We start from the raw sequence: 24143 nt of genomic DNA, 5'->3' as shown, positions 1-24143 counted from the left end.
CGGGCAGGGCCGCGGCCCGGCCGGCCGGTACGTCCGATTGCGGAGCCGGGGCCGGCGCCTGCGGTGCGGCAGCGGCGCCGTTCGCGGGTTGCGCGGCCGGCTTGCGCACACCGCCGCGGCCTTCCATGTTGCCCGTTGCGTACACGTCGGCTTCGTTCGGCTTCGAGAAGCTGTCCGTCGGCAACGCCACGTCGGCGGTCTGCAGCGGCTTCACCAGGTGCGGCGTAATGACGAAGATCAGCTCGGTGCGGTCCTGCTGGAACGACGTGCTGCGGAACAGCGCGCCCAGCACCGGCACCTCGCCGACGCCGGGGATCGCCTTCAGCGCGCCCGTCGCGTTGTCCTTGATCAGCCCGCCGATCGCGAACGATTCGCCGTCGCCCATCTGGACCGTCGTGGACGCGCGCCGCGTCGTGATCAGCGGCAGGATCGACGTGCCGCCGACGTTGGTCGCACTCAGCGTGACGCCCGTCTGCGACAGCTCCGACACTTCAGGCGCGACCTTCAGGCTGATCCGGCCGTTCGCGAGCACGGTCGGCGTGAACTTCAGCGCGACGCCGAACTCCTCTTCCTGCAACGTGATCGCCGACGTGCCGTTGCCGCTGCTCTGCGGGATCGGAATGAAGATCTTGCCGCCGGCGAGGAAGGTCGCTTCCTGGCCGCTGATCGTCACGAGATTCGGCTCCGCGAGGATCTTCACGAGGTTGTCGGTGTTCTGCGCGTCGGCCGCGATGCTGAACGGCTTGTTGTTCGCCTTGTTGAAGATCGCGCCGCTCGCGACGCCCGCGAGCAGGTTGCTGACGAGCGCGCCGCTCCACGAGCCGAAGCCGCCCTGGATGTTGAATGCGCTGCCCATCTGGTTGATCAGCGTCTTCGATACTTCGGCGACCTTCACTTCGAGCATCACCTGCTGCGGCGACGTGACGGCGAGCATGTTGAGCACGCCGCCGCCCTTGGCGGCGCCGCCGCCGTCACCGCCGCCCGCGCTGTCGCTGTACGCGCGGGCGATCTGCACGGCCTGTTGCGCGGCCTGCGAGTTCGATACGGTGCCCGCGAGAACGATCGTGCCGGCCGCGGTCGACACGTGGATGTCGCGCTCGTTCGGCATGAGCTGCATCAGCGATGCCTGCAGGCCGCCGGCGTCCGCGCCGACCGCGACGTCGATCACGCGGCATGCGCCGCTCCGGCCCTGCACGATCATGTTGGTCGTGCCGACGGCGAGCCCGAGGATGTACAGCGTCTGCGGCGACACCATCGTCGCCTGCGCGACGGCCGGGTTGCCGATGGTCCGGTTGCGGACCGGCTCCGGCATCGGCACGAGCAGCGACTTGCCGAGCGGCACGCTGACGCTGGTCGATTCGCGCACCGCGCCCACGCAGTTCGGCCCGCGCAGCGGTCCCGCCGACGCCGACGCCGCGGCGGCCGGCGCCGGCGCCATGCTGATCGTCATCTGCATCGGCCCCTTCGCGACGGCGGCCGGCGCGCTCGCGCCCCCCTTCGTCAGCGCGGCCGATTCCACGCCTTCCTGGGCCAGCGCGCTGTACACCGTCAGCCACCCCGTACAGAGGATCGCGGCCATCATCGTGCCCCGTGCGATGCGCGTGCGCACCGGGCCGGTACCTGAGTGTTGCGGATTGATCTTCATTTCGACTGATCCCCCGAGTGACCGGCGAGCCGCCGGTTGTCGCCTTCCAAGGCCGCCGTACCGTGACGGCGGCCGATCTGGTTAATCTGGTTATCTGGATGTGTCGTGCGGTTTCAGAAACATTCGACGCTGCCGTGCACGCCCGTCAGCACACCGACGCAATCGCGGCGCGCTTCCGGTGCCGCATGCGACGCGACACGCACGCGCACGGTCTTCACGGGCGCTGGTGCGGGCGCCGGCGTCGCGACCGGCGCCTTGCCGAGCAGCGTCAGCTTGGTCGCGCCGTCGGTCGTCAGCGTCTTCTGGTCGATCTGGTTGCGCAGCACGAGCGACAGCGTGCCGACGCTGCGTGCGAGGTCGAGGCGTTCGGCCTGTTCCGGCGTGACTTCGAGCGTCACCGCGTTCACGACCTTCGGTGCGGTGTCGTCGCGGCTGACCTGCTGCGCGACGGCCAGCACGAGAATGTGCTCGAGCACGATCTTCGAGATGCTCTGCCCGTCGGCCTTGCCCTGCTGTTCCTGCGTGTTGACGATCACGTCGACGTAGTTGCCCGGCAGCGCGAAGCCCGCGACGCCGACCACGTCGTTCACGCGCACGGTGATCGCCCGGCTGCCGTCGGCAATCACCGCGGACAGCCCGCCCTTCGTGCCAACCGGCGCGAGCTTCGACTCGATCACCGGCTCGCCGCGTGCGAGGCTCGTGCGCACGACGCGCCCTTCGAGTTCCTTCGTGTCGGTGAACGCGCCGGTCGGGACGCTCCCCGACGGCCAGCTGACCATGTGGATCTGGTTCGGCCCGAGCGGCTCGCCCAAGTTGAGGTCGGTGGTCGCGACCGCGACCGACGTGACCGAGCTGGTGGACGTCTGCATCAACCAGCGTGATGCGAACACGACCGCGGCAAGACCCGCGATCATCGCGACGACCAGCATCATGACTGCGCGACTGTTTTTCATGGCAATGCTCCTCGACGATTCGGAAAAAACGGTTCAACCGGTGACGAACGTACGACCACCACGCTCGGCGAGCGGCGGATAACCGCCGTCGCGATCGGGCGCTGCGCCGAAGTAGCTCGTCCACGCGTCGTACAGCGCGTCGTGCGTCACCTCGAGCGGATCGCCGCGGTAACGCGCGCCGGCGGCCACGAGGCGCAGCAGGTCCGCCGGAAAGCATGCGAGAAAGGCCTTGCCGGTCGGAAAGTGCAGCCGATGCAGCAGGAATTCGAATGCGTCGTTCGCCGACACGAGGCCCAGCGATGCGCAGGCCGCGTCGTACACGGCGCGGTAATCGTCGATCGACATCGGACCGACGTGGAGCTTCGAGCCGAGCCGGCGCAGGAATGCGTCGTCGGCGAACTGTTCGGGCGCGAGGTTGCTCGAGAACACCGGCCATACGTCGAACGGCAGCACGAAGCGGTTGCCGGATTCGAGCGTCAGGAAATCGACGCCGCGATCGAGCGGGCGCAGCCAGCGGTTGAGCAGATCGCGCGGCTCGACCCGCTGGCGGCCGAGATCGTCGACGACGTACATGCCCATGTTCGCCTTCATGTGCGGCGGCGCCTGGTAAAAGCCCGACGCTGCGTCGCGGCGCAAATCGAGCTCCTCGAGCGTCAGTTCGCCGCCGGACATCACGACCGGCCGCTCGCACAGGCGCCAGCGGCGATCGGCCGAGCGGCCGTCCGTTTGCGATTCCGCGTCGACGTGCACGAGCGGGTCGTAGATCTGGATCACTTCGCCCGCCACGCAGATCGCATGCGGCACCGGTACGCACCCGTGCATCAGCGCGCCGAGCCGCTCGGCCAGGAACGTCTTGCCGCTGCCGGCCGGGCCGTGGATCAGCAGCGGCCGCCCCGCATTCAGCGCCGCGGCCGCCGCATCGAGCACGGACGTGTCGATCACGATGCCTTCGAACGCGGCCCACACGTCGCGGCAGTTGATATGCAGCTTGCGCACCGAATGCGTGCTCACGCATTCCAGATACGCGTCGAGCGTCACCGGCGCCGGTCCGCTGTAGCCGCTGCGCGCTTTTTCCTCGAGCGCGGCCACGCGCCCCGCGTCGGTCAGCCGGAACGTCACGTCGAGATCGGTCGCGCCGCGATGGGTCAGTTCGACCAGATGCTCGCGCACCAGGAACGCAAAGACGTCGTCGAGCACGGCGAGCGGCAGGCAGTGCCGCTCGACCAGATCGGCGTACGACGGGCGGCCGAGGATCAGCGTCGACTTCAGCACGAGGCCGGCGACGAACGTCATGCTGAGCCCGGTGTCCTCGAGCGAGCGCGGCGCCGCCGGCAGCTGCGCGCCCATCTTCGTATGGGCCTCCCGCGACGGCAACGGATCCGGCAGGCGGGCAACCTGCGCGTCCTGTCTCGGTTCGGTATGGTTCGTGTTCATGTTGGGTCCATCCTCGTTGCGGATTCGTCGCGCTATGCGCACGACGCGAACAACATGCCGAGCGTGCCGGCCGCAATCGCCACGCCGTACGGCAGCGTGCCGACCGACACGAGTTCCGCGGGGCCGTCGGCTGCCCCGGCGTGCCCCCGTTGCGAACGGCGCGCGATCAGCACGCTGACGTTCGCCCACATCCGGCGCATCCGGCCGCGCAACAGCGCGAACGCGATGGCACCGACCCCGCCGGCGACGAACGTGGCCAGCACGATGTAGAACGTCATTTCCGCGCCGACCCACGCCCCGATCGCGAGCATCAGCTTCACGTCGCCCGCGGCCATGCCGCGCAGCAGATAGAACGGCAGCAGCAGGCCGAAGCCGGTCGCCGCGCCGGCGAGCCATGCGAGCGCGCCGGCCTGGACGCCGTGCAGCACGCACTGGGCGACCAGCGCGCCGACGAGTCCGGTCAGCACGAGCCGGTTCGGGATGCGCCGGCTCGCGATGTCGGTGCTGGCCGCGGCAACCGCGAGCAGCGTCACGCACAGCGGAACCGGGTAAGGCGGCGCAACGAGTAGCATGGCGAACCTCGCGAAGCGAATGAGCGGATCAGGGAAACAGCGCCAACGCTGCGGACACGGCGGACGTAACGGCGATTGCAACGGCCTCGTACGCGTTGGCCAGCGACCCTTTCAACGTGACGACGGTACCCAGCACGACACAGGCGAATATCGACGCGAGCAGTGCGTATTCGATCGACGTCACACCGCGCTCGTCAGCCAACCAGCCGCATGCGGCACGCAGAATGGTTTGCATGGTGTCTCCGGTTCCTGGCTGGTCGGAAGACCGGGACGGCTCGTGGACTGCACCAGCCGAGCCGTCCGCGGTACGGTCCATCAGATGCCTGCGACTGCCGAATCGAGATCCTTCGCGATCGTGCTGAAAACCAGCTTCAGATCCGTACCGATCGTCGACAGCGCGGCGATGATGCCGATCGCGATCAGCGCGGCGATCAGACCGTACTCGATGGCCGTCACGCCATCTTCATCACGAACGAAGCGGCCGATTTGTTGAGTGATCTTGAACATGATGAATCTCCTTGCATGGTTGCTTGAAAACCTGGCGTACCGGATGATCGTCAAACGATGCGGCGGTATGCCGAGGATTGCGTTCACTACCGTATGGCGGTGAGGAGCGATCCGGTTCGACCGGCCCTCACCCCCGACCGTCAGATGCCCGCTACGGCCGAATCCAGATCGGCGGCGATCGTGCTGAATACCGCCTTGAGGTCCGTGCCGATCGCCGACAACGCGGCGACGATGCCGATCGCGATAAGGGCGGCGATCAGACCGTACTCGATGGCCGTCACACCATCTTCGTTCCGGGCAAACCAGGCGATTTTGAGGATGATCTTCGACATCTGCGCTCTCCTTTCGGACTGCTACTAAATACCCGTTCGTCGGAATTGACGTTGGGAGGGGGGTACCGCCGGCACTACAGGAAAAATGGGAATGCGAAGCTCAACGACGCGAACCGTATGGTTCGTGCCTGTCGTCGATGCGAATGGGTGTCATGGAGACGGAACGTACGGGACGTACGTACGATGCGATCAGACGGAAGCATCGGTCGATTCGAACGGCGATACTGCCGTTCGACGCACGGGCTCCGGTTGCATGGAAGACGACCCCGCGGACATGCTTCAACACGTTGCTGCCGCGGCTTGCCAGCCACGATGTGCTCAGGTCTGTCATTTTTATTCCCCAATTACAGCGCTGTCGACTTCTTGTTGCCCGCAGATGCCGGGTCTCATCGGTCGATCGGCGACGGTTCTGGCGGGTGCGCGACCCGGAGCAGCGTGTTCCCCGACGTGCTCCGGCCGTCCATCCGCACGTGATTCCGAATCCGGCTCGTTTCTTCTGCTTCGAGAACCGGTCGGTCGTCACATCGTCGACTGCCGTGCCACCGCTAACGCAAAGAGCGGACCACCTCGGCGAAAATCCAGACGTATCAAGGGTTCCGGCGATTTCCGCCGGCCGGCCCCGGCGACCGGCGGGACGAAATGTTTCAAATTTGATATGGGTGCCGCGCGCCAGCGGCATGCGGCCGGCGCACGCCCACGCCGTCCACATGCGGCATCAAATTATTTTCTCGGGACTTTCCCGAATCCCGGCATCCGGCCGCGCGCCGCTATCGCGGCGGAGCGCCGCGACGCCGTCCGACGCGAAATGTTTCAACGCGGAAACACAACGGCCGCCAGCAGCGTTTGGTCATACGTAAAAACGCCGCTTCCGGCGCCGGAAGCGGCCGCCCGGCGAGCGACGCGCCGGGCCGCGGTTTGCGTCACGCGATTTTTTCTCCAACAATGCATTCACCGGACAACGCCATGCACGGCGATTCGATCCGGACGCACGACAACACGAAACAGCTGCGCGTGATCAAGCAGCCTTCACATCGAACGGGGCATCATGTACACAGCCAATCGCGGAACGCGCTATCGCGCAAGACATTGCGCTCGATGGCTGACGGCTGACCGGATCATTCCGTACAGCTGCATCATGCTGCTGCTGTTCGTCGCGCTGCTCATCACGTGGGCCGTCGTGACGGAAGGCTTCACGTCGGACGCGATCGCGCTGCCGGGCGTGGACTTCTCCGTCTTCTGGACCGCCTCCCATCTCGTGTTGCAAGGCCACGCCGCATCGGCCTACGACGCTTCGTCATTCCTGCAGGCCGAGCTCGCGCACTTCGGTGCGTATCTTCAGCATCGGTCGCTTCCCTGGCTCTATCCGCCGACGATGTTGCTGTTCATCGCGCCGGTTGCCCTTGTGCCTTTCCTGCCCGCTTACTTCCTCTTTTTCGCGGGCAGTCTTTTATGCTACGCGTACGCTGTCTCGCACCTGTCGGGACTGCGCGCGCATCTTCCCGCGCCGCGCGCCGCGGGCCTCGTCGTGGTCGCGTATTCGGCGGTGTGCTTGTCCGCACTGTTCGGCCAGAACAGCATTCTGACCGCCGGCGTCGCCGCGCTCGCGCTGCATCTGCTCGGCAAGCGGCCGATCGTCGCCGGTGTGCTGATCGGGCTGCTCGCGATCAAGCCGCAGCTGGCCGTGGTATTCCCGTTCGTGTTGATCGCGGCGCGCGCGTGGCGTACGTTCGCGGCGGCGGCGATCAGCGCGACGTCGTTCGCGGCGGCCGGGATCGCGCTGACCGGGCCCGCCGCGCTGCACGGCCTCGCCCATGCAATGTCGACCGTGCGCGACCAGCATTTCATGCTCGCGTCGTACTGGCTCGCGTCGCCGACGCCGTTCGCCGCATTGCGGCTCGTCGGCGCATCGGTGGCGGGCGCGCTGGCCGTGCAGGCGGCAATCGCGTTGCTCGCGATCGCGTCGGCCGTCTACGTGTGGCGCCGCACGCACGACATGCGCCTGCGCGCCGCGGTGCTGGCCGTCGCGACGCTGCTGACCACACCGTATCTGTGGAGCTACGAACTGACGTGGCTCGGCATCGCGCTGTTCTGCCTGATTGCGTACGGTCTCGACGAAGGCTGGCTGCCGGGCGACCAGCTCATTCTCGTACTCGCGTGGCTGCTGCCGATCTTCGAGATGCTGAACCGGCTGATGAAGCTGCCGCAGATCGGGCCGCTGGTGCTGCTGTCCGTGTTGTTCGTCGTCATGCGCCGTGCCGTGCGCGTAGCCGGGAGCGTGCGATGAAAACGCCGATCTTCGCGCGCCACGCGCATCCCGCTGTCGACGCGCATCCGGAACTCCCGATCGCGGGCCCGCGCCGCTACCCGCATTGGCTCAATCGCGATCGCGTACGCATCTACGCGGCCGGCGCGCTGCTGGCCGAGCTGCTGTTCGTCGTCATCTACGTGATACGCGTTTCGCTGTCGCACCACGGCGCGCTGCCACCGCTGTCCCAGGATTTCGCGCCGATCTGGAGCGCCGCGCGACTCGCCGCGCACGGCCATGCGATCGACGCGTGGCATTTCTCGGCGCTGTTCGCGGTCGAGAAGCTCGCGGTCCCGACGATGACGCTCGCGGACGGCACGCTGCCGTGGCTCTATCCGCCCACCATGCTGCTATGGGTGCTGCCGCTCGGCCATCTGCCGTACGTGCCGGCGCTCGTACTGTGGCTCGGCGTCACGTACGCACTGTTCGCGGTCGCGATTCGCGCAATCGTGCAGCGCGGCGACGCGTTGCTCTGCGCGCTGGCGTTTCCGGCCGCATTCCTGGCCGTGATCGCCGGGCAGACTAGCCTGTTCACCGCCACGCTCGCCGCAATCGGCCTGCTGTTGCTGAACCGCCGCCCCGTGCTTGCCGGGATCTGCTTTGGGATGCTGACGATGAAGCCGCAGCTTGCGATGCTGTTCCCGCTCGCGCTGTTGTGTGCCGGGCAATGGCGTGCGCTGGCCGCATGGGCGGCAACGATCGCCGGCACCGCCGCGCTCGCGACGCTCGCGTTCGGGACCGGCCCGTGGTTCGCGTTCACGCACGGCGTCCACGCGGCCTACCAGGTCGTCGGCGCCGGCGAGTCGAAGCTCGCACGGATGCCGACCCTGTTCGCGCTCGCGACGCTGGCCGGCTGGCCCGCGTACGTCGCCCGCGCACTGCAGCTGCTGTCGGCAACGGTCGCCGCGATCGCCGTCGTCTACGCCTGGCGCGGCGCGTGCTCGTACGCGCTGCGTGCCGCGACCATCGCTTGCGCGTGCCTGCTCGTGAGCCCCTACCTGTACGACTACGACCTCACCTGGTACGGGCTCGTGATCGCGTGGTACGCGCGCTACGCATGGACGCACGGCTGGCGTCGCTTCGATCGCGAATGGCTGCTGCTGATGTGGGTGATGCCGCTGGCCGGCCTGTTGCTGGTGCCGCGCCTGTCGTTCCAGTTCATGCCGCTCGTCACGCTTGCGTCGCTCGCGCTGCTCGTCAGCCGGATTGCACAGGAAAGACATGACGTGCCGTCGTTGCCTGACGCGCGCGACCGCTCCACCGAGACGGGCTTCACGCGTCCGGTCCGACCGCACCACCGCCCGGCGCACGGACTGCGCCGCATCGGCCGCCCGGCATTCGGCCGCGGCCGCTGAATCAGCATCACACAGGGGATCCATCATGCGCGAATCGCTCTATACACCGCTCGTGTCGCTCGTCGTGCCGTTCTACAACGAAGGCGAGGCCGTCGAACGCTTCTTCGACGTCGTGATTCCGCTGATGTCGGGCCTCGATACGATCCGTTTCGAGATCGTCTGCGTGAACGACGGCAGCCGCGACGACACGCTCGAACGCCTGATTCGCGTCAGCATGGGCGACCGCCGCGTGCGCGTGATCGATCTCACCCGTAATTTCGGCAAGGAAGCCGCGCTGACCGCCGGCCTCGACGAAGCCGCCGGCGATGCCGTGATCCCGCTCGACGCCGATCTGCAGGATCCGCCGAGCCTGATTCCGGTGATGCTCGAACACTGGCGCGACGGCGCGGAAGTCGTCGCCGCGAAACGCAGCAGCCGCGCATGCGATTCGTTCGCGAAGCGCACCGCCGCCGCGATCTACTATCGCGTGCACAACCTGCTGTCGGACGTGAAGCTGCCCGAGAACGTCGGCGACTTCCGGCTGATGGACCGCAAGGTCGTCAACGCATTGCGCAGCCTGCCCGAGCGGCATCGCTTCATGAAAGGGCTGTTCGCGTGGGTCGGCTACCGAGCCGTGATCGTCGAGTATCAGCGCGACGCGCGCAGCGCCGGGCACTCGAAATTCTCCGGATGGAAGCTGTGGAATTTCGCGCTCGAGGGCATCACGAGCTTCAGTACCGTGCCGCTGCGCAGCTGGACCTACATCGGCCTCGGCATCGCCGCGCTCGCGTTCCTGTACGGCACGTTCATCGTGGGCCGCACGCTGCTGTTCGGCAATCCGGTGCTCGGCTACTCGTCGCTGCTGTCGGTCGTGCTGTTCATCGGCGGCATCGAGCTCGTCGGCATCGGCGTGGTCGGCGAGTACATCGGGCGCATCTACGACGAGTCGAAGCAACGTCCCGTCTATCTGATTCGCCGCCGCTATCAGTCGCAAGGCAAGGTGGTGGAGCTGCCGGTCGCACGCGATGCGCGCCGCACGACCGCACGCCGCCGCGTACAGCCGGCCCGCGTGCGGGTCGGCGCGCGCTGAACCGCGGACGCGGCGATGTTCGCGCTGCTCTACGCGGAACGCGTGCGGCTGGTTCGGTTCGGCCTGTCGGGGCTATGCTCGACCGCACTGCACGCGCTGATCGCGTGCGCGATGTACGCGCTGTTCGATGCGACGCAGGTGCTCGCGAATGCGGTCGCGTTCATCGGCGCGACGGTGTTCTCGTATCTCGCGAACACGCTGTGGAGCTTTTCGTCGTCCGTGCGCTCGCGCAACCTGCGGCGCTTTCTGGTCGTCGCCGTGGCCGGCTTCACCGAAACGATGCTGCTCGCGCGCACCGCCGACCTGCTGAACGTGCCGCGCGGCTGGAGCATCGTCGCGATCGCCGTACTGATTCCGCCGACGACGTTCGCGATGCACCGGTTGTGGACGTATCGCTGACGCGGCGGCGGCGGCGGCGGCAACGGCGAGAATGACCATTCGGCCCCGCCGGGCCCGGTCGCAGGCGCCGCGCCAGCTCGGCGCGCATTCGACGCACGCGGGCCTCGCTCGAACGATGCTGCCGGATCGCTTTCACGCGTAGTGATCAGTACGCCGTCGTCATTCGCCCGGATCCCCTCTCCGCTTTGCCGGCCTGTCACCTGATCGCCGAAAGCCGTCCGTGACGGCATTCCCGAGCGTCACTGCGTATGGACCCACGCCCGCGCCGCACGCTCGCACGATGCGATACAGTACCGGAGATGCGCGGGGTTCCGCGGACGCCGCGCGATACGCGGTATCCGGTACTCCGGCCGCCGCGGCGATTTCCTGCCGCGTCGCCGTCCGCCTCCCCGTTGCCGTTCCCGTCGCCCCTTTCCGCCTTCGACCCATGAACGCACCCGCTGACAACGCACCTTCCGCACCGTCCGTCCTCGGCGTCTATCGGCAGCTGGCGAATCCGTCGGCCGGACAATGGATCGTCAGCCGCTCCGAGCGCGCGCGCATGTACCGGATCCAGCACCGCCGGCCTGACGGCAGCACATCCGTCGATACGGTCGTCGATGCGGACAACCTCGATGCGAAGCTGCGCAAGTGGCATCGGGAGGGTTTCGCGCGGCGCGACGACGACGCCGGCGGTCGCCAACCGCCCGCGCGCCGCGAAGGGTTCATGCGGGATCTGCGGCGTGCACGTGCGGCGCGGCCCGCCGCCCGCGGCGACGCGGCGAAGACCGTATCGGTGGTGGGCGGCGTGCCGATGCCGCGCGGCGCCGGCGGCCCGCTCGTGCCGCCGCCCAACCCCGCATACCTGTTCACCGAGCGCGCAGCCAGCGTGCTGGAAGACATCGTCGAGAACCGCCGCATCCTGCTGATCGGCCACACGGGCACGGGCAAGACGAGCCTGATCGAACAGGCCGCCGCGCACACGGGCCACGGCGTGCTGCGCTCGAACATGAACGGCCAGACCACGGTCGGCGACTTCGTCGGCTTCTGGACGGTCAAGGGCGGCGAGACGATCTGGGTCGATGGCGTGCTGCCGACCGCGATGCGTGAAGGGCTGTGGCTGATCGTCGACGAGATCGACTTCGCGGAACCGGCGATCCTCGCGGTGCTGACCGCCGTGCTCGAACCGGCCGGACGGCTGCTGCTGAAGGAGAAAGGCAACGAGATCGTCGCGCCGCATCCGTCGTTCCGGCTGTTCGCGACCGCGAACGCGGTCGGCGCGATGGGCCAGTTCCGCCACCTGTACCAAGGCGCGAACCTGATGAACGACGCGTTCCTCGACCGTTGGCGCGTGTACCACCTCGACTATCTGCCACCGCACGACGAAGCGCAGGTGCTGCAACGCACGTTCGGCCCGCGCATGTCGGCCGCGATGGCCGACACGCTCGCGGCGATCGCCGCCGACTGCCGCGCCGCATTCGTCCGCGAGGATCTTGCGGGCGCGTTCTCGACGCGGCGTCTGCTCGACTGGGCCGAATTGATGCTGCGGACCGGCGATCCCGAATCGGCCGCGGGCCCGACGATCTATGCGAAGGTCGGCCCGGACGACGCAGCGTTGATCCGCGCCATCGTGCGCCATCACATCGATCTCGACGCGTAGCGCAATGGACCGGGACGACGACGCGCGCTCGGCGCACCTGACGCGTCTCGCGCGCACGCTCGCGCAACGGCACGGGATCGACGTGCGCTTCGCGCGTCACGGGCCGGTCGTGCAGCGCGACCGGCTGGTGCTACCCGACACGCTGCTCGCCGGCGCCATCGACGACGATGCGATCATCGGCTTCGTCGATCTCCATGCGGCCCGCATACGCTTCAGCGCGATCGACACGCTGACCGCGCTGCGTTCACCGGTCGTGCGCGACATCGCTCGGGCGATCGACGACCGGCGCGCGGCCGCACGGCTCGTCGCGCTTTATCCGGGCGCGCAGCGCTTTCTCGCGCGGATGCGTGCAACGTCGGCCGCCGACATGTTGCGGGCTTGGCCGCAAAACACATGGCGCGACAAACTGCTGTGGCGCATCGAGCGCGCGCTGTGGCGCGAACCGCTGACGAGCGTCGAACGTTCGCCATCGCTCGATGCGACCGTCGCGGCGGCCACCGAGCTCATCGACGAAGCGCTCGCGGCGGCGTCGACTGCCGACAGCATCCGCATCGCGCGCCGGATCGTCGCACGCGTTCGCGCGCTGGCGTCGGCCGGTGCGAACAACATGATGTTCACCGCCGATCCCGGCAGCACGCTCGATCGCGACACGATCGCCGCTGAATTCGACGCGGACGAGCCCGGCACATCGGACGACACGCGCGCGGCATCGACCGCCGAGTCCAGCGCCGCCGCGATCGCAGAAACGGCGTCGTCACCGGAAACACCGCCGCAAGGCGACGCGGCGCACGGCACGATTCGCCTGTCCGCGGACAACCGCCCGCTGTTGTCCATCCCGCTGACCACGGCGTTCGACACGGTGACCGACTTCACGGGCAACGGCGAACCGGCACGCTGGCATCGTCTGCGCAGCGCCGCGCGCGCACAGACGGAGCCGCTGCGGATGCGTCTCGAGCGCGCGTTGAAGGTCGACGAGCACACGCGCTGGAAACGCGAGCAGGAACGCGGACAGCTCGATCGCGCGTCACTCGTGCGCGTCGCGACCACGCCCGGCTATCGGACGCCGTTTCGCGTGACGCGCGCGGCGCCGGGACGCGACGCGGCGGTGAGCCTGCTGCTCGACTGCAGCGGCTCGATGGCGGGCAGGAAGATCGAACTCGCTGCGCTCTGCGCGGCCGCGTTGTGCGACGCACTGATGCAGCTCGGCTTCGCGTGCGAAGTGCTCGGCTACAGTTCGGTCGAGGATGCCGCGATGCGCGCGCACTACCAGCGCTGGATCGACGGCGGCAACGACACGTTCGGCTACAACCGCTTCGTCGAACGTCTCGACCTGCGCGTGTACAAGCGCTTCGATTCGGACAATCCGGTCGGCCTCGCCTGCATCGAATGCGGGCACGAGAACCCCGACGGCGAAGCGCTGAGCTGGGCCGCCGAACGGCTGCTGGCAAAGCGCGCGCGCCGCCGAATCCTGATGGTGCTGTCCGACGGGTATCCGGCCACCGGCGACGGCAATCCCGCGATCTTGCGCACCGACTTGCGCGCACGCATCGATGCGCTTCGCGAACGGCGCGTCGAATTGATCGGCGTCGGGATGCTCGACGATGCGGTCGAATCGTTTTATCCGGTCAGCAGCGTCGTCGAGCAACTGAACGAGTTACCGGGCGCAGCGTTCAGCGTGCTGAGCGACACGCTGCTCAATCGGTAGCCATGCGCCCGGATGGTGCGACCTGCCGCGCGCCCGTCGCGCGGGCCGGCGCCACATGCGCATCGATGGTATTGAGCGCGGCGAGCGCCGACGGTCCACGATAGGGTCAAAACGTTCATCGAGCCGTCACGGAACCATCGCACGCGATATCGATGACGACTGTTAGCATGCGGCGTAGCGCGCCCGAATTGCGACGCTGCTGTAACGACGTCGCGTCGAAAGGAATGGGATCGGCTTGCGCCCTCCGTGGGGACCCACGGCGCAGCGCTTCGGCGCGAACGTTCGCTCTCGCACGAATCCTGCTTCACCCGTATCCGACATCCACCCGACGGCGGCCCGGCCGCATGCCGTTACACGCGCCGCCGTCACGAGATTCGTCCATGCCCAGGAAAAAATCGAGCCTCTGGCTACGGCCGTTCGCGCTGTTGTCCGCCGCGGCGAGCCCGCGGCCGAAACGAAAGACGACCAAACCGGCCGCGACGGCAAAACGCCCCGCGACGCCAAGGCCGTCGCGCAGCAAGTCAGCCGCACCAGCGTCGGCCGCCCGCAGATCGCCGCGCCCGGCTGCGGGTGCGTGGCTACGCTCGTTTCACTCCGCCCGCCCGGCCGCCGGCCGCTTCGTCAATCATCTTGCCTACGCGCTGTATCTGCCCGCGACGCCGCTCGCAGCGGCGGACATGCCCGTCGTCGTGATGCTGCACGGCTGCAAGCAGACGGCCGAATCGTTCGCGGCGGGCACGCGCATCTGCCGCGTCGCGGACCGCGCCGGCTTCGCCGTGCTGTTTCCCGAGCAGGCGAAGACCGCCCATTCGCACCGCTGCTGGAACTGGCATGGCGACGCGTCGCAGTCGGAAGGCCCGGCGGTCGCGTCGCTGATCGATGCGATCGTGCGCGAGCGCGGATTCGATCGCGACCGCATCTATCTGGCCGGCATGTCGGCCGGCGCCGGACTGGCCGCGCAACTCGCCGTCGCGTATCCCGATCTGTTCGCGGCGGTCGGCCTGCATTCCGGGCCGGCCATCGCGCCGCCGTTGTCGACGATGGCCGCGATGAGCGTGATGCGGCGCGGCCTGCGCGACGATCCGATTCACGTCGTCGACGCGTGCGTCGACGTGCGCGCTTATCCCGGCATGCCGGCGCTGGTCGTGCATGGCGGGCTCGATACGGTCGTCGACGAACGAAACGCGCGGCAGCTCGGCATCGCGTTCGCACGGATCAACCGGCTCGTCGACGAACATGGCGAACTGCGCGTCGGCGAACAACACACGTACGCGCAAGACGGCGCCGACTATACGGACTATCTGCGCGGCGGCCGGCTGATCGTCAGGGTCTGCGTCGTTCGCCGGCTGGCGCACGCATGGAGCGGCGGCGATCCGCGCGAAGCGTTCCACTCGGCGACCGGGCCGGACGCGACCGCGATGTTCTGGAATTTCTTCCGCAGGCGGCGGCGCAGGCGCGCGATGTGACGATCGCAACCACTGCCGGCATTGCGACCGTCGCGATCATGCCCGCTGCGCGACCGCCGCCGCGCCGTCGTCCACGGTGCCGGCCGCGCGGCGGATCGGCAACCGGACGCAGAACGTCGTGCCGCGCCCCGGCTCGCTCGTCACGTCGATGGTGCCGCGATGGCGCTCGACGATGCCGTGCGACACCGACAATCCCAGCCCCGTGCCCTGTCCGACCGGCTTCGTCGTGAAGAACGGATCGAAGATCCGCCGCATGACGTCGGGCGTCATCCCGGTTCCGGTGTCGCTGATCGCGATCGACACGTGCTCGCCGTCGCTCGACGTGCGGATCGTGATCACGCCGCGTGCGGGAATCGCGTGCGCCGCGTTGACGAGCAGGTTCATGAACACCTGGTTCAATTGCGACGGAAGACATTCGACGCGCGGCACGTCGCCGTATTCGCGCACGACGTCGGCCTTGTACTTCAGTTCGTTATGGACGACGTTCAGCGTGCTGTCCAGACCCGCATGCACGTCGGCCACGCTCCACTCGCCGCTGCCCGGCCGCGAGAAATCGCGCAAGTCCTGCACGATGCGCCGTACGCGTACCGCGCCATCGATCGATTCGTCGATCAGCGTCACGATCTCGTCCCGCACGTAATCGAGATCGGCCGCACCGCGCATCGCGATCAGCGGGTCGCGCGTGCGCGAGTCGAGCTGCGGCAGCGCGGCCTCGTGCGCGGCGATCACGTCCAGCAGCGTTCGCACCCACGTTCCGAGCGTGTTGAGGTTCGCGCTGATGAAGCCGATCGGGTTGTTGATCTCGTGCGCGACGCCTGCCGCGAGCTGGCCGATCGATGCGAGTTTTTCCGATTGAAGCAGCTGGACGTGCGTTTCCTCGAGTTCCCGCAGCAGGCGCCGCTGCTCGTCCTTCTCCTGTTCGAGCCGGGCCTGCGCCGCCCGGCGTTCGTCGATCTCGGTCGCCATGTCTTCGCGCGTGCGCTGCAGCATCGCGGTCGTCTGCTCGTAGCGCCGCAACGCCGTTTCGAGTTCCGCGGTCCGCAAGCGCACGAGTCGTTCGAGCGTGTCCGTCATCCCGCGCAAAAAGGTTGTGCGCGCATCGAATCGGCACACGAGCAGCGTGACGATCAGCGTCGCTGTCGTGAAGAGTGCGATGGTCGTCGCGAGCCACGGCGCATCGATTCCGTTTGCGGCGCCGCATCGCGCATCCGGCGCGAAGTGCGCGGCGGCCATCGCCGTGTAGTGCATGCCGGTGATCGCGAGGCCCATGATCAGTGCCGCGCCGATGCGTTGCGCGCTCGCGTGCCGCGCGTGTCGCTCGCGCAGCGCCTGCGCCATCCACAGCGCGACGGTCGATGCGATCACGGCGACGCCGATCGACGCGGCGAACAGCGCGGGATCGTAGCGAATGCCGGGCGCCATGCGCATCGCGGCCATCCCCGTGTAATGCATGCCGACGATTCCGGCGCCCATCAGCGCGCCGCCGGCCAGCAGCCGCCGCCGGCTCAAGCGCGCACGCGTGACGACGTTCAGCGCGAAATACGACACGAGCACCGCGATCGCCAGCGATGCGCCGGTATCCGGCAACGCATAGCCGAGCGGGATCGGCAGCGACAGCGCGAGCATGCCGACGAAGTGCATCGACCAGATTCCCGTGCCCATCGCGGCCGCGCCGCCGGCAAGCCACGCGCGCTTGAGCCGCGGCTTGTCGAGCAACGAAATGAACGCGGCCAGGTCGAGCGCCGTGTAGGAAGCGAGCGTCGCGATGACGAGCGACAGCAGGACGAGCAGCGGGTTGTACGTGCCATGCATGATCGGGCATCCCGGTCGAGATGAACGCATTGCGGTGGCGGGCCGTCGATCTCGGACGCGACGGCCGCGTGACGTCGCACCGCGTCAGCCGGGCGGCGCGGCGGCGGCCGCCTGCGCCGTTGCAGCCGCACCGGTCAGCACGAAAATGTCGAACGGCATCCCTTCGCGCGCCTCGAAGCGGCGCACGAGTTCGATCTGGTGCGCCGACATCACGCTGCCCTTCGTCATCAGCAGTACGCCGCGGTGCGTGCGCAGATCGTCGGCAAGCTGCATTCCTTCGCGCAGCTGCGCGGACGAAATCTCCGCGATGGACGCGGCGATGCCGAGTCTCGCCGGATTCCGCATCAGTTCGACGAAGCGCGCGACGAGCAGCGGGTCGTAACGCACGCCGGCCTGCGAGCGCAGCACGTCGATGGCCTGCTCGACCGAATGCGGCGTACCGATCTCGCCGTTGCGCAACCCTTCGAAGTCGCGTGCGATCGCGACGATCCGCGAGCCGAGCGGGATCGCGTCGCCCGCGAGCCCGTCCGGCGTGCCGCGGCCGTTGAACCGCTCGTACTGATGCAGCACGATCGACGCGACCTTGTGCAGCTGCGCGACCGGCGTGAGCACCATCTGCGCGCGCAGCGGATGCTGCTGGAACAGGCTGTGTTCGTCCGTCGTCATCTTGACGATCGGCTTGTGCAACAGTTCGTCGGGCAGCGACAGCTTGCCGATCCCGTGCAACAGCCCCGCGTAATAGACGTCCTGCGCGTGCAGGCTGCTCATCCCGGCCGACAGCGCAAGCTGGCGCGCGATCTCGCCGACGCGCATCGCGTGGCCGCTCGCGGACCCGCAGCGCATCTCGATCATGCTCGCGCACACCTGGACCATCGCAGTGAAACTGCTTTTCAGGTCGTGCTGCGCCGCTTCGAGGAACATCACGGTTTGCCCGAGCTCCTCGGTGCGTGCGCGCACCTGCGTTTCGAGCTCGGTGTTGAAGCGGCGCAGCGTTTCATTCTGCGCTTCGGTCAACGCGGCGAGCCGCGCCGCTTCGCCGCGCAAGCGCCGCTGCTCGAGCGCCTGCTCGAGCGTCATCAGCAGGTCGTGATCGTCCCAGGGCTTGTTCAGGTAGCGATACACGCCGCCTTCGTTGACGGCCTCGACGATCGACGCGATGTCGGAATAGCCGGTCAGGAGAATCCGCATCGTGTCCGGGTACAGCGCACGTGCGCGGGAAAGGAACGCGGCGCCGCTCATGTTCGGCATGCGCATGTCGGACACGATCAGATCGACTTCGGTCGACGCCAGCAGGTCGAGCGCGGCTTCGCCGCTGTCGGCGGTCAGGATGTCGTAACGCGCGGGCCGCAGCACGCGCTTGAGGGCGGACAGCACGCTCGGCTCGTCGTCGACGAGCAGGATCGACGCAGGTGCGACGGGGGAGTCGGGTGCGGCTTCGGCGCTGGTTGCTGGCAGTGTCTCGTTCGTTCCGTTTATCGCGGATGTCGTCATGGCTGGCCTCGGATTGTCTTCGCCGCCTCTGTGTCATCGGCATGCGCCCGGCCATTCCACATAGGGGAAAACGTGGATTCGCGTGAGCGGCGCGGCGATTCGCGCGACGCAATTGGCCGCGGCGCTCGATCCCGACTTCCGGTATCTTTGCGGGACGCCGATCGCGGCGCGCGTCGCGTCACGATCATGTTCGCATCGTTCAAACCCTGGAGCAGCATTCATGATTCTGGAAATGGCATCGCTCGAAATCGATCCGTCGCAGGCCGAGCCGTTCGAGGCGGCGGTACGTCAGGCGCTTCCGCTGTTCGCCCGCGCGCACGGCTGCGGCGGCGCCGAGCTGCACCGCGTGATCGAGCGCAGTGGCGGCTACCTGCTCGTCGTCAAGTGGGACACCATCGACGACCACATGGTGCATTTCCGTCAATCGGACGACTTCCAGGAGTGGCGGCAGCTGGCCGGGCCGTTCTTCAAGAGCCCGCCGCAGGTCGTGCATACGGAAGTCGCGGTAAAGTAATCGCGGCGAAGAACGAACCGATATCCGAACGCAATCGCGTGACGCTGCTTGCGATTGCCTCTCGATGATCGGCGAAACGCCACGCTCGATCTTTCCGCGTCACACCTTGGCCGGCGAGTGCCAAGTTCACCGGCGCATTCGATATTCACGAGCCCTGCCATGCCCATCGACTCTTCCATCCTCTCCGCATTCACGCCGACCGGCACGCTGCGCGCGTCGATCAATCTCGGCAACCCGATCCTCGCGAATCGCGACGCTGCGACCGGCGAACCGTTCGGCGTGTCGATCGATCTCGCGCGTGCGTTCGCCGAACGGCTGTCGGCCGAGCTCGAGCTCGTCGTGTTCGATACGGCCGGCAAGTCCGTGCAGGCGCTGACCGACGAGCGCGCGGATTTCGGCTTCTTCGCGGTCGATCCGCTGCGCGGCGAAACGGTCGCGTTCACCGAGCCCTACGTGCTGATCGAAGGCTTCTATCTCGTGCGCGACGATTCGCCGATCCGGACCAATGCGGACGTCGATCAACCGCACAATCGCGTGGCCGTCGGCAACGGCAGTGCATACGACCTGTTCCTCACGCGCGAGCTGAAGGCCGCGCAGATCGTGCGCGCACCGACGTCGCAGGCGGTCGTGCCGACGTTCGTCGAACAGCAGCTCGAAGTCGCCGCGGGTGTCAAGCAGCAACTCGAAACCGATGCGGCGAACACGCCGGGCCTGCGCCTGCTCGGCGAGCGCTTCATGGTGATCCGTCAGGCGATGGGTGTGCCGAAGAGCCGCGGCGCGGCGGCGGCCGCGTTCCTCGGCGAATTTGTCGACGAGATGAAGGCGTCGGGCTTCGTTGCGGAGTCGCTGCGGCGGCACGGGATCACGGGCGCGTCGGTCGCGCCGCTGCGCTGATCGACGGGGCGCGCGACGAGCGGGATGCCGGCAAGCCGCACGCCGGCCGACCAGCGACGCCACCGGCGCAGTCCATGCGCCCGGCGTGGAGCACGCAGCCAAGCCGTCATGCGCGGAACGTGCCGCCGTGGCCATGTGCTTGCGGCACAGCGGCACGCGATACCGACGAGCACGACGCGTGCTGCTTCGCTCGACGTCGGTTCGGCCGTACCGAGCACGCACGGCCGCGCGCTCGATCAAGACGACGCGCCGTCGTCGCGCGCAGGCGCCGCCATCAGCACATCGGACAATTTCAGCACGGGACAATGCGCACCGGCGCCGGCAACGGCATCGCGGTACGTATCCGTGACGGCCGCCGCGATCGCATGGGCCGCGTCGACGCCTTCGGCCATCGCCGAGTAGTACGACAGATCCTTCAGCGCATTCGCCATATGGAACGGCAGCGCGGACGTGTCGCCGGTCTCCAGGAACGGACGCAGCCGGTTCAGCGCGGCGCCGCCGCCACCGCCGGTGGCGAGCACATCGGCGAGCACCGCGACGTCCACGCCTGAACGCTTCGCGCACGCGACGGCTTCCGACAGCAGCGCGATGGTGCCGAGCGAAACGTAGTTATGCAGAAGCTTCATGCTGTGGCCGGCCCCGACGTCGCCGACACGCGTGATGTTTTCCGCGAAGCACGCGAGAACCGGCCTGATCTCCGCGAACAACCCCGGCGTCGCGCCGACCAGCAGGTTCAGCCGGCCTTCGTGCGCCTCCCTCGCGCCGCGCGTCATCGGCGCGTCGACGAAGCGCCCGCCCGCCGCGTCGACAAGCCGCGCCATGCGGACGGTCGACTCGGGCACGGCGGTCGAACAATCGACGACGATCGCGTTGTCCTTCAGGCCGGCCAGCACGCCGTCGTCACCGGTGAGTACCGCTTCCACTTCGGGCGAACCCGTCACGCACAGGATCACGACGTCCGCTTGCGCGGCGAGCTCGCGCGCGGTCCGCACGGTCCGCACGCCGCCGCGCAGCAGTTCGTCGAGCGGCTGGTTGCCCGGATGCTCGACCACCGTGAGCGGATAGCCGTGCTTCAGCACGTTGCGCGCAATACCATGCCCCATCAAACCCACGCCGATCAGGCCAATCTGCTGTTTCATGTCATTCCCGTCAAAAGATGCCGCCGCGGCGCAGCGCCGCGACGAAATGGATTGCCGTTACCGGTCGACCCGCCGCGCCGGCAGCAGCATCGTCAGGACGATGCCGAGCAGCAGGCACGCGACCATCACGAATAGCGGCGCGGCGAGACTGCCCGACATCTGCTTCAGGTAGCCGACCGCGTACGGCCCGAAGAAGCCGCCGAGGTTGCCGAACGAGCTGATCACCGCGATGCCCATCGATACCGACGCGCTGCCGAGCGCTGCGGTCGGCATGCTCCAGAACAGCGGCGGAAACGAGATGAGCCCCGCGTTCGCGATGCACAACGCGAACATCCCGAGCCACAGCTGATCGTGCCAGACGACCGACAGCCCGAGCCCGGTCGCGCCCATCAGCAGCAGCGCGGCGACGTGCAGCCGCCGCGCACCGCGCCGGTCAGCGCTGCGTCCGAACAGGACCATCACGACCACGGCCACCGCGTTCGGCAGCGCGGCGAGCAAGCCGATGGCGAAGTCGCTGCCGATGCCCATCTGCTTGATCATCGTCGGCGCCCAGAATGTATAGCCGTAAATCGCGAACACGTCGAGGAAGTAGATCACGCAGAACGCCCATACGAGCCAGCTCGAGAACAGGCCGCGATGACCGACCGACTCGGTCGTCGCACGATCCTGCGCCAGCACGCGCGCCAGGATCGCGCGCTCCGCGTGCGAGAAGCGCTCGCTGCGCGTCACGTCGTCGTCGAGGCCCTTCCATACGTAGAACGCAGCCAGGAATGCCGGCAGCGCCTCGAGGATGAAGATCCATTTCCAGCCCGGGATCTGCATCGCGCCGTCGAAATACTGAAGGATGAAGCCGGTCAGCGGCGACCCGATCAACCCGGCCAGTGCGAGCGCCGCATAGAACATCGACAGGATCCGCGCGCGCCGCCGGCCAGGGAACGACTGCGCCATGTAGAGCACGATGGCCGGAATGAAGCCGGCCTCGGCGACGCCGAGCAGAAAGCGCATCACGTAGAACTGCATCGGCGTGGACACGAACGCCGTCAGTCCCGAAACGACGCCCCACGACACGACGATCCGCGTGATCCAGCGGCGCGGCCCGACGCGCACCAGCAGCATGTTGCTCGGCACCTCGAAGATCACGTAACCGAGAAAGAATATCCCGGCGCCGAAACCGAACACCGCATCCGAAAAGCCCAGATGCTGGCTCATCTGCAGTTTGGCGAAGCTGACGTTCACGCGGTCGATATACGACGTGACGTACGCGAACATCAGGATCGGCAGAATTTGCAACGCAAGCCGACGAAAGATCCGGTCCTCCTGTGCGAGGTCGTGCGCCGATGCCGGGGCTGCGAGGCCGCCCGGGTTGCAGGTCGCGTCGATTTCCACGTTTGTCTCCGAAAGTTCATGGATGGTCCCGCGTGCAGGCGTGCGTCGCCGTGCATGCAGCCGCTGTTCAGATAGGTGTGTGCGACGAGGGACGGTTCGAATCTACCGGCTGCCCTCCCCGCCCGATATGCGAAATCCTTCAAGCGGCACTTCGAATATGTCGAACGCATGCGCCGGCCGGCATCGCGCGGTGCAATGCACAAGTCGCCGGAAACCGGATTCCAGCCGCCGATCGTGCGCACGACGCCGGCCGTCGCGGTGTGCGGCGCACCATTCTCGGCCAGTCAGGGTTAGCACCACTTCGCCCGACACCTTCGAGCGCATCGATGGATGACATACTGGCCGCAGTTTCAATCGGAGCCCGCGCTTGTTCGATCTCACGTCCCTCGCCCTGTTCGTCCGTGCAGCCGAGCTCGGCAGCCTGTCGCGCGCCGCGCAGCAGTCCCACATGTCGCTTTCCACCGCGAGCCGCCGGATCGCGCTGCTCGAGCATCACTTTCGCGTGGTGCTGCTGAACCGCACGGTCGCCGGCGTCGAGCTCACGCCTGCCGGCGAAGCGCTGCTGCGCCACGCGACCGACCTGCTGCTGCGCACCGATGCAATCTACAGCGAGCTGTCAGACTATACGAAAGGCGCGGTCGGGCGCGTCCGCGTGTTCGCGAACATCTCGGCGATCAGCCAGGATCTTCCCGATCAGCTGCGCGCATTCTCGCAGCGCTATCGCGACATCAAGCTGCAGATCAGCGAGTTGCGAAGCGCCGACATCCTGCAGGCACTGCGCGAAGGCCGCGCGGACGTCGGCATCGTCACGTCGCGCACCGCGACCGAAGGCCTCCACCTCGCGCCTTACTGCATGGATCGGGCCAGCGTGGTCGTGCCCGACGACTATCCGCTCACCGGCGACTCGATCGATTTCAGCGCGTTGCTCGACCACGATCTGGTCGCGCTCGACGACCGCTCGGAACTCACGCGTTCGCTCGTCCGGGAAGCGGCGCTGCTCGGCAAGTCGGTCCGCTTCCGCGTGCAGGTGCAGAGCTTCGAAGCCATGTGCCGGCTGATCGCGGCAGGGCAAGGCATCGGCATCCTGCCAGAGCGCGCGGTCGCGCTGTTTCGCGAACCGATGCGCCTGCGCTTCATTCGCCTCGACGCGCCGTGGGCCAACCGCGTCATGTCGGTCGGCATTCGCGCGGGCGCCGTGCCGCTGCCGACGCGCAAGCTGTTCGAGTTCCTCGCGTCGTTCGCGCCGCCTTCGCTCGCCGCCGGTTCCGGTGAAGCCGGGCAGTCGAACGACTGACTGCGTCGCCGCACGTCCTCGCACGCCGGCGTGTTGCAGATTTTCGAAGGTCCCGTTCACGGATCCGCACTTCCTGCCGGCGCTTGCGACGCAGTAGATTCGACGGACAGATTCAACAGTCCGCCGGTTACCGCAACGGAAGAGACACGGGAGACATGCCGACGCGCTCCGGGGTGATCGGAGGCAGCGTCGCGTATCGAAGGCCGCCGCGCAGCAGTTCGATGCGGTCCGG

22 protein-coding genes are annotated in these 24143 nt (G+C 67.6%); 10 read left to right on the top strand and 12 right to left on the bottom strand.

The window, feature by feature from the left end; all coding sequences use genetic code 11:
- From BSE24067_RS28800 to BSE24067_RS28770, 7 genes are all read right to left on the bottom strand, one after another.
- Positions 1-1645: type II and III secretion system protein family protein (locus BSE24067_RS28800; protein WP_174904938.1), on the bottom strand; the 1645-nt coding region annotated here is incomplete at its 3' end.
- A gap of 113 nt (positions 1646-1758) precedes the next feature.
- Positions 1759-2598, bottom strand: coding sequence for a Flp pilus assembly protein CpaB (gene cpaB / locus BSE24067_RS28795; protein WP_151063251.1), 840 nt, complete (start codon positions 2596-2598; stop codon positions 1759-1761).
- A 33-nt stretch (positions 2599-2631) separates the two neighbouring features.
- The gene (locus tag BSE24067_RS28790) at positions 2632-4032 is read right to left on the bottom strand and encodes a P-loop NTPase family protein (protein ID WP_151063250.1); all 1401 of its coding nucleotides are present in this window, start codon (positions 4030-4032) and stop codon (positions 2632-2634) included.
- Positions 4033-4064: 32 nt separating this feature from the next.
- Entirely contained in the window at positions 4065-4604 is a 540-nt protein-coding gene (locus BSE24067_RS28785; protein WP_151063249.1) for an A24 family peptidase, read from the bottom strand.
- A 28-nt stretch (positions 4605-4632) separates the two neighbouring features.
- Positions 4633-4839 (bottom strand): Flp family type IVb pilin, encoded by a 207-nt coding sequence (locus BSE24067_RS28780; protein WP_151063248.1) that lies wholly within the window; start codon positions 4837-4839, stop codon positions 4633-4635.
- Positions 4840-4919: 80 nt separating this feature from the next.
- Positions 4920-5111, bottom strand: a complete 192-nt coding sequence (locus tag BSE24067_RS28775; protein ID WP_151063247.1) for a Flp family type IVb pilin — start codon at positions 5109-5111, stop codon at positions 4920-4922.
- Between the two features lie 140 nt (positions 5112-5251).
- Positions 5252-5443 carry a Flp family type IVb pilin gene (locus tag BSE24067_RS28770; RefSeq protein ID WP_151063246.1) on the bottom strand — a complete coding sequence of 64 codons (192 nt, stop codon included), beginning with the start codon at positions 5441-5443 and terminating at the stop codon, positions 5252-5254.
- 1045 nt (positions 5444-6488) lie between these two features.
- On the opposite strand from BSE24067_RS28770, the gene BSE24067_RS28765 reads away from it, so the two are divergent.
- From BSE24067_RS28765 to BSE24067_RS28740, 6 genes are all read left to right on the top strand, one after another.
- On the top strand, positions 6489-7727 hold the full coding sequence (locus BSE24067_RS28765) for a glycosyltransferase family 87 protein (protein ID WP_151063245.1): 1239 nt from the start codon (positions 6489-6491) through the stop codon (positions 7725-7727).
- Positions 7724-9103, top strand: a complete 1380-nt coding sequence (locus BSE24067_RS28760) for a glycosyltransferase family 87 protein (protein ID WP_151063244.1) — start codon at positions 7724-7726, stop codon at positions 9101-9103. The genes BSE24067_RS28765 and BSE24067_RS28760 overlap by 4 nt, the downstream gene beginning before the upstream one ends.
- Positions 9104-9128: 25 nt before the next feature.
- Positions 9129-10172, top strand: coding sequence for a glycosyltransferase family 2 protein (locus tag BSE24067_RS28755; RefSeq protein WP_151063243.1), 1044 nt, complete (start codon positions 9129-9131; stop codon positions 10170-10172).
- Between the two features lie 15 nt (positions 10173-10187).
- Complete coding sequence (locus tag BSE24067_RS28750) at positions 10188-10571, top strand: GtrA family protein (protein ID WP_151063242.1); 384 nt, start codon at positions 10188-10190, stop codon at positions 10569-10571.
- A gap of 427 nt (positions 10572-10998) precedes the next feature.
- On the top strand, positions 10999-12210 hold the full coding sequence (locus tag BSE24067_RS28745; protein ID WP_151063241.1) for an AAA family ATPase: 1212 nt from the start codon (positions 10999-11001) through the stop codon (positions 12208-12210).
- Between the two features lie 4 nt (positions 12211-12214).
- A complete protein-coding gene (locus BSE24067_RS28740; RefSeq protein WP_151063240.1) occupies positions 12215-13915 on the top strand; it encodes a cobaltochelatase CobT-related protein in 1701 nt (566 codons plus the stop codon).
- Between the two features lie 304 nt (positions 13916-14219).
- Here BSE24067_RS28740 and BSE24067_RS32675 read toward each other — a convergent pair whose 3' ends face one another.
- Positions 14220-14435: a hypothetical protein gene (locus tag BSE24067_RS32675; protein WP_244130531.1), complete on the bottom strand. Its 216-nt coding sequence runs from the start codon at positions 14433-14435 to the stop codon at positions 14220-14222.
- On the opposite strand from BSE24067_RS32675, the gene BSE24067_RS28735 reads away from it, so the two are divergent.
- Complete coding sequence (locus BSE24067_RS28735; protein WP_244130530.1) at positions 14341-15381, top strand: extracellular catalytic domain type 1 short-chain-length polyhydroxyalkanoate depolymerase; 1041 nt, start codon at positions 14341-14343, stop codon at positions 15379-15381. The two genes, BSE24067_RS32675 and BSE24067_RS28735, sit on opposite strands and share 95 nt — an antisense overlap.
- A 36-nt stretch (positions 15382-15417) precedes the next feature.
- On the opposite strand, the gene BSE24067_RS28730 is transcribed toward BSE24067_RS28735, so the two are convergent.
- Together BSE24067_RS28730 and nosR are read right to left on the bottom strand one after the other, a co-directional pair.
- Positions 15418-17193, bottom strand: a complete 1776-nt coding sequence (locus tag BSE24067_RS28730) for a histidine kinase (protein WP_151063238.1) — start codon at positions 17191-17193, stop codon at positions 15418-15420.
- An 84-nt stretch (positions 17194-17277) separates the two neighbouring features.
- The gene (gene nosR, locus BSE24067_RS28725; RefSeq protein WP_151063237.1) at positions 17278-18684 is read right to left on the bottom strand and encodes a response regulator c-di-GMP phosphodiesterase, NosR family; all 1407 of its coding nucleotides are present in this window, start codon (positions 18682-18684) and stop codon (positions 17278-17280) included.
- A 220-nt stretch (positions 18685-18904) separates the two neighbouring features.
- On the opposite strand from nosR, the gene BSE24067_RS28720 reads away from it, so the two are divergent.
- Positions 18905-19198, top strand: a complete 294-nt coding sequence (locus BSE24067_RS28720; RefSeq protein ID WP_151063236.1) for an antibiotic biosynthesis monooxygenase family protein — start codon at positions 18905-18907, stop codon at positions 19196-19198.
- A gap of 159 nt (positions 19199-19357) precedes the next feature.
- Complete coding sequence (locus BSE24067_RS28715) at positions 19358-20092, top strand: ABC transporter substrate-binding protein (RefSeq protein WP_151063235.1); 735 nt, start codon at positions 19358-19360, stop codon at positions 20090-20092.
- A gap of 236 nt (positions 20093-20328) precedes the next feature.
- On the opposite strand, the gene BSE24067_RS28710 is transcribed toward BSE24067_RS28715, so the two are convergent.
- Positions 20329-21231, bottom strand: coding sequence for an NAD(P)-dependent oxidoreductase (locus tag BSE24067_RS28710; RefSeq protein WP_151063234.1), 903 nt, complete (start codon positions 21229-21231; stop codon positions 20329-20331).
- Positions 21232-21288: 57 nt separating this feature from the next.
- Positions 21289-22617 carry an MFS transporter gene (locus BSE24067_RS28705; RefSeq protein ID WP_151063233.1) on the bottom strand — a complete coding sequence of 443 codons (1329 nt, stop codon included), beginning with the start codon at positions 22615-22617 and terminating at the stop codon, positions 21289-21291.
- A 367-nt stretch (positions 22618-22984) separates the two neighbouring features.
- Here BSE24067_RS28705 and BSE24067_RS28700 point away from each other — a divergent pair, with 367 nt between their 5' ends.
- A complete protein-coding gene (locus tag BSE24067_RS28700; protein WP_151063232.1) occupies positions 22985-23911 on the top strand; it encodes a LysR family transcriptional regulator in 927 nt (308 codons plus the stop codon).
- Positions 23912-24143 lie beyond the last annotated feature (232 nt).

Source organism: Burkholderia latens, assembly GCF_902499045.1.
Taxonomy (GTDB): domain Bacteria; phylum Pseudomonadota; class Gammaproteobacteria; order Burkholderiales; family Burkholderiaceae; genus Burkholderia; species Burkholderia latens.
This window is presented reverse-complemented; position numbering and strand designations above follow the sequence as displayed.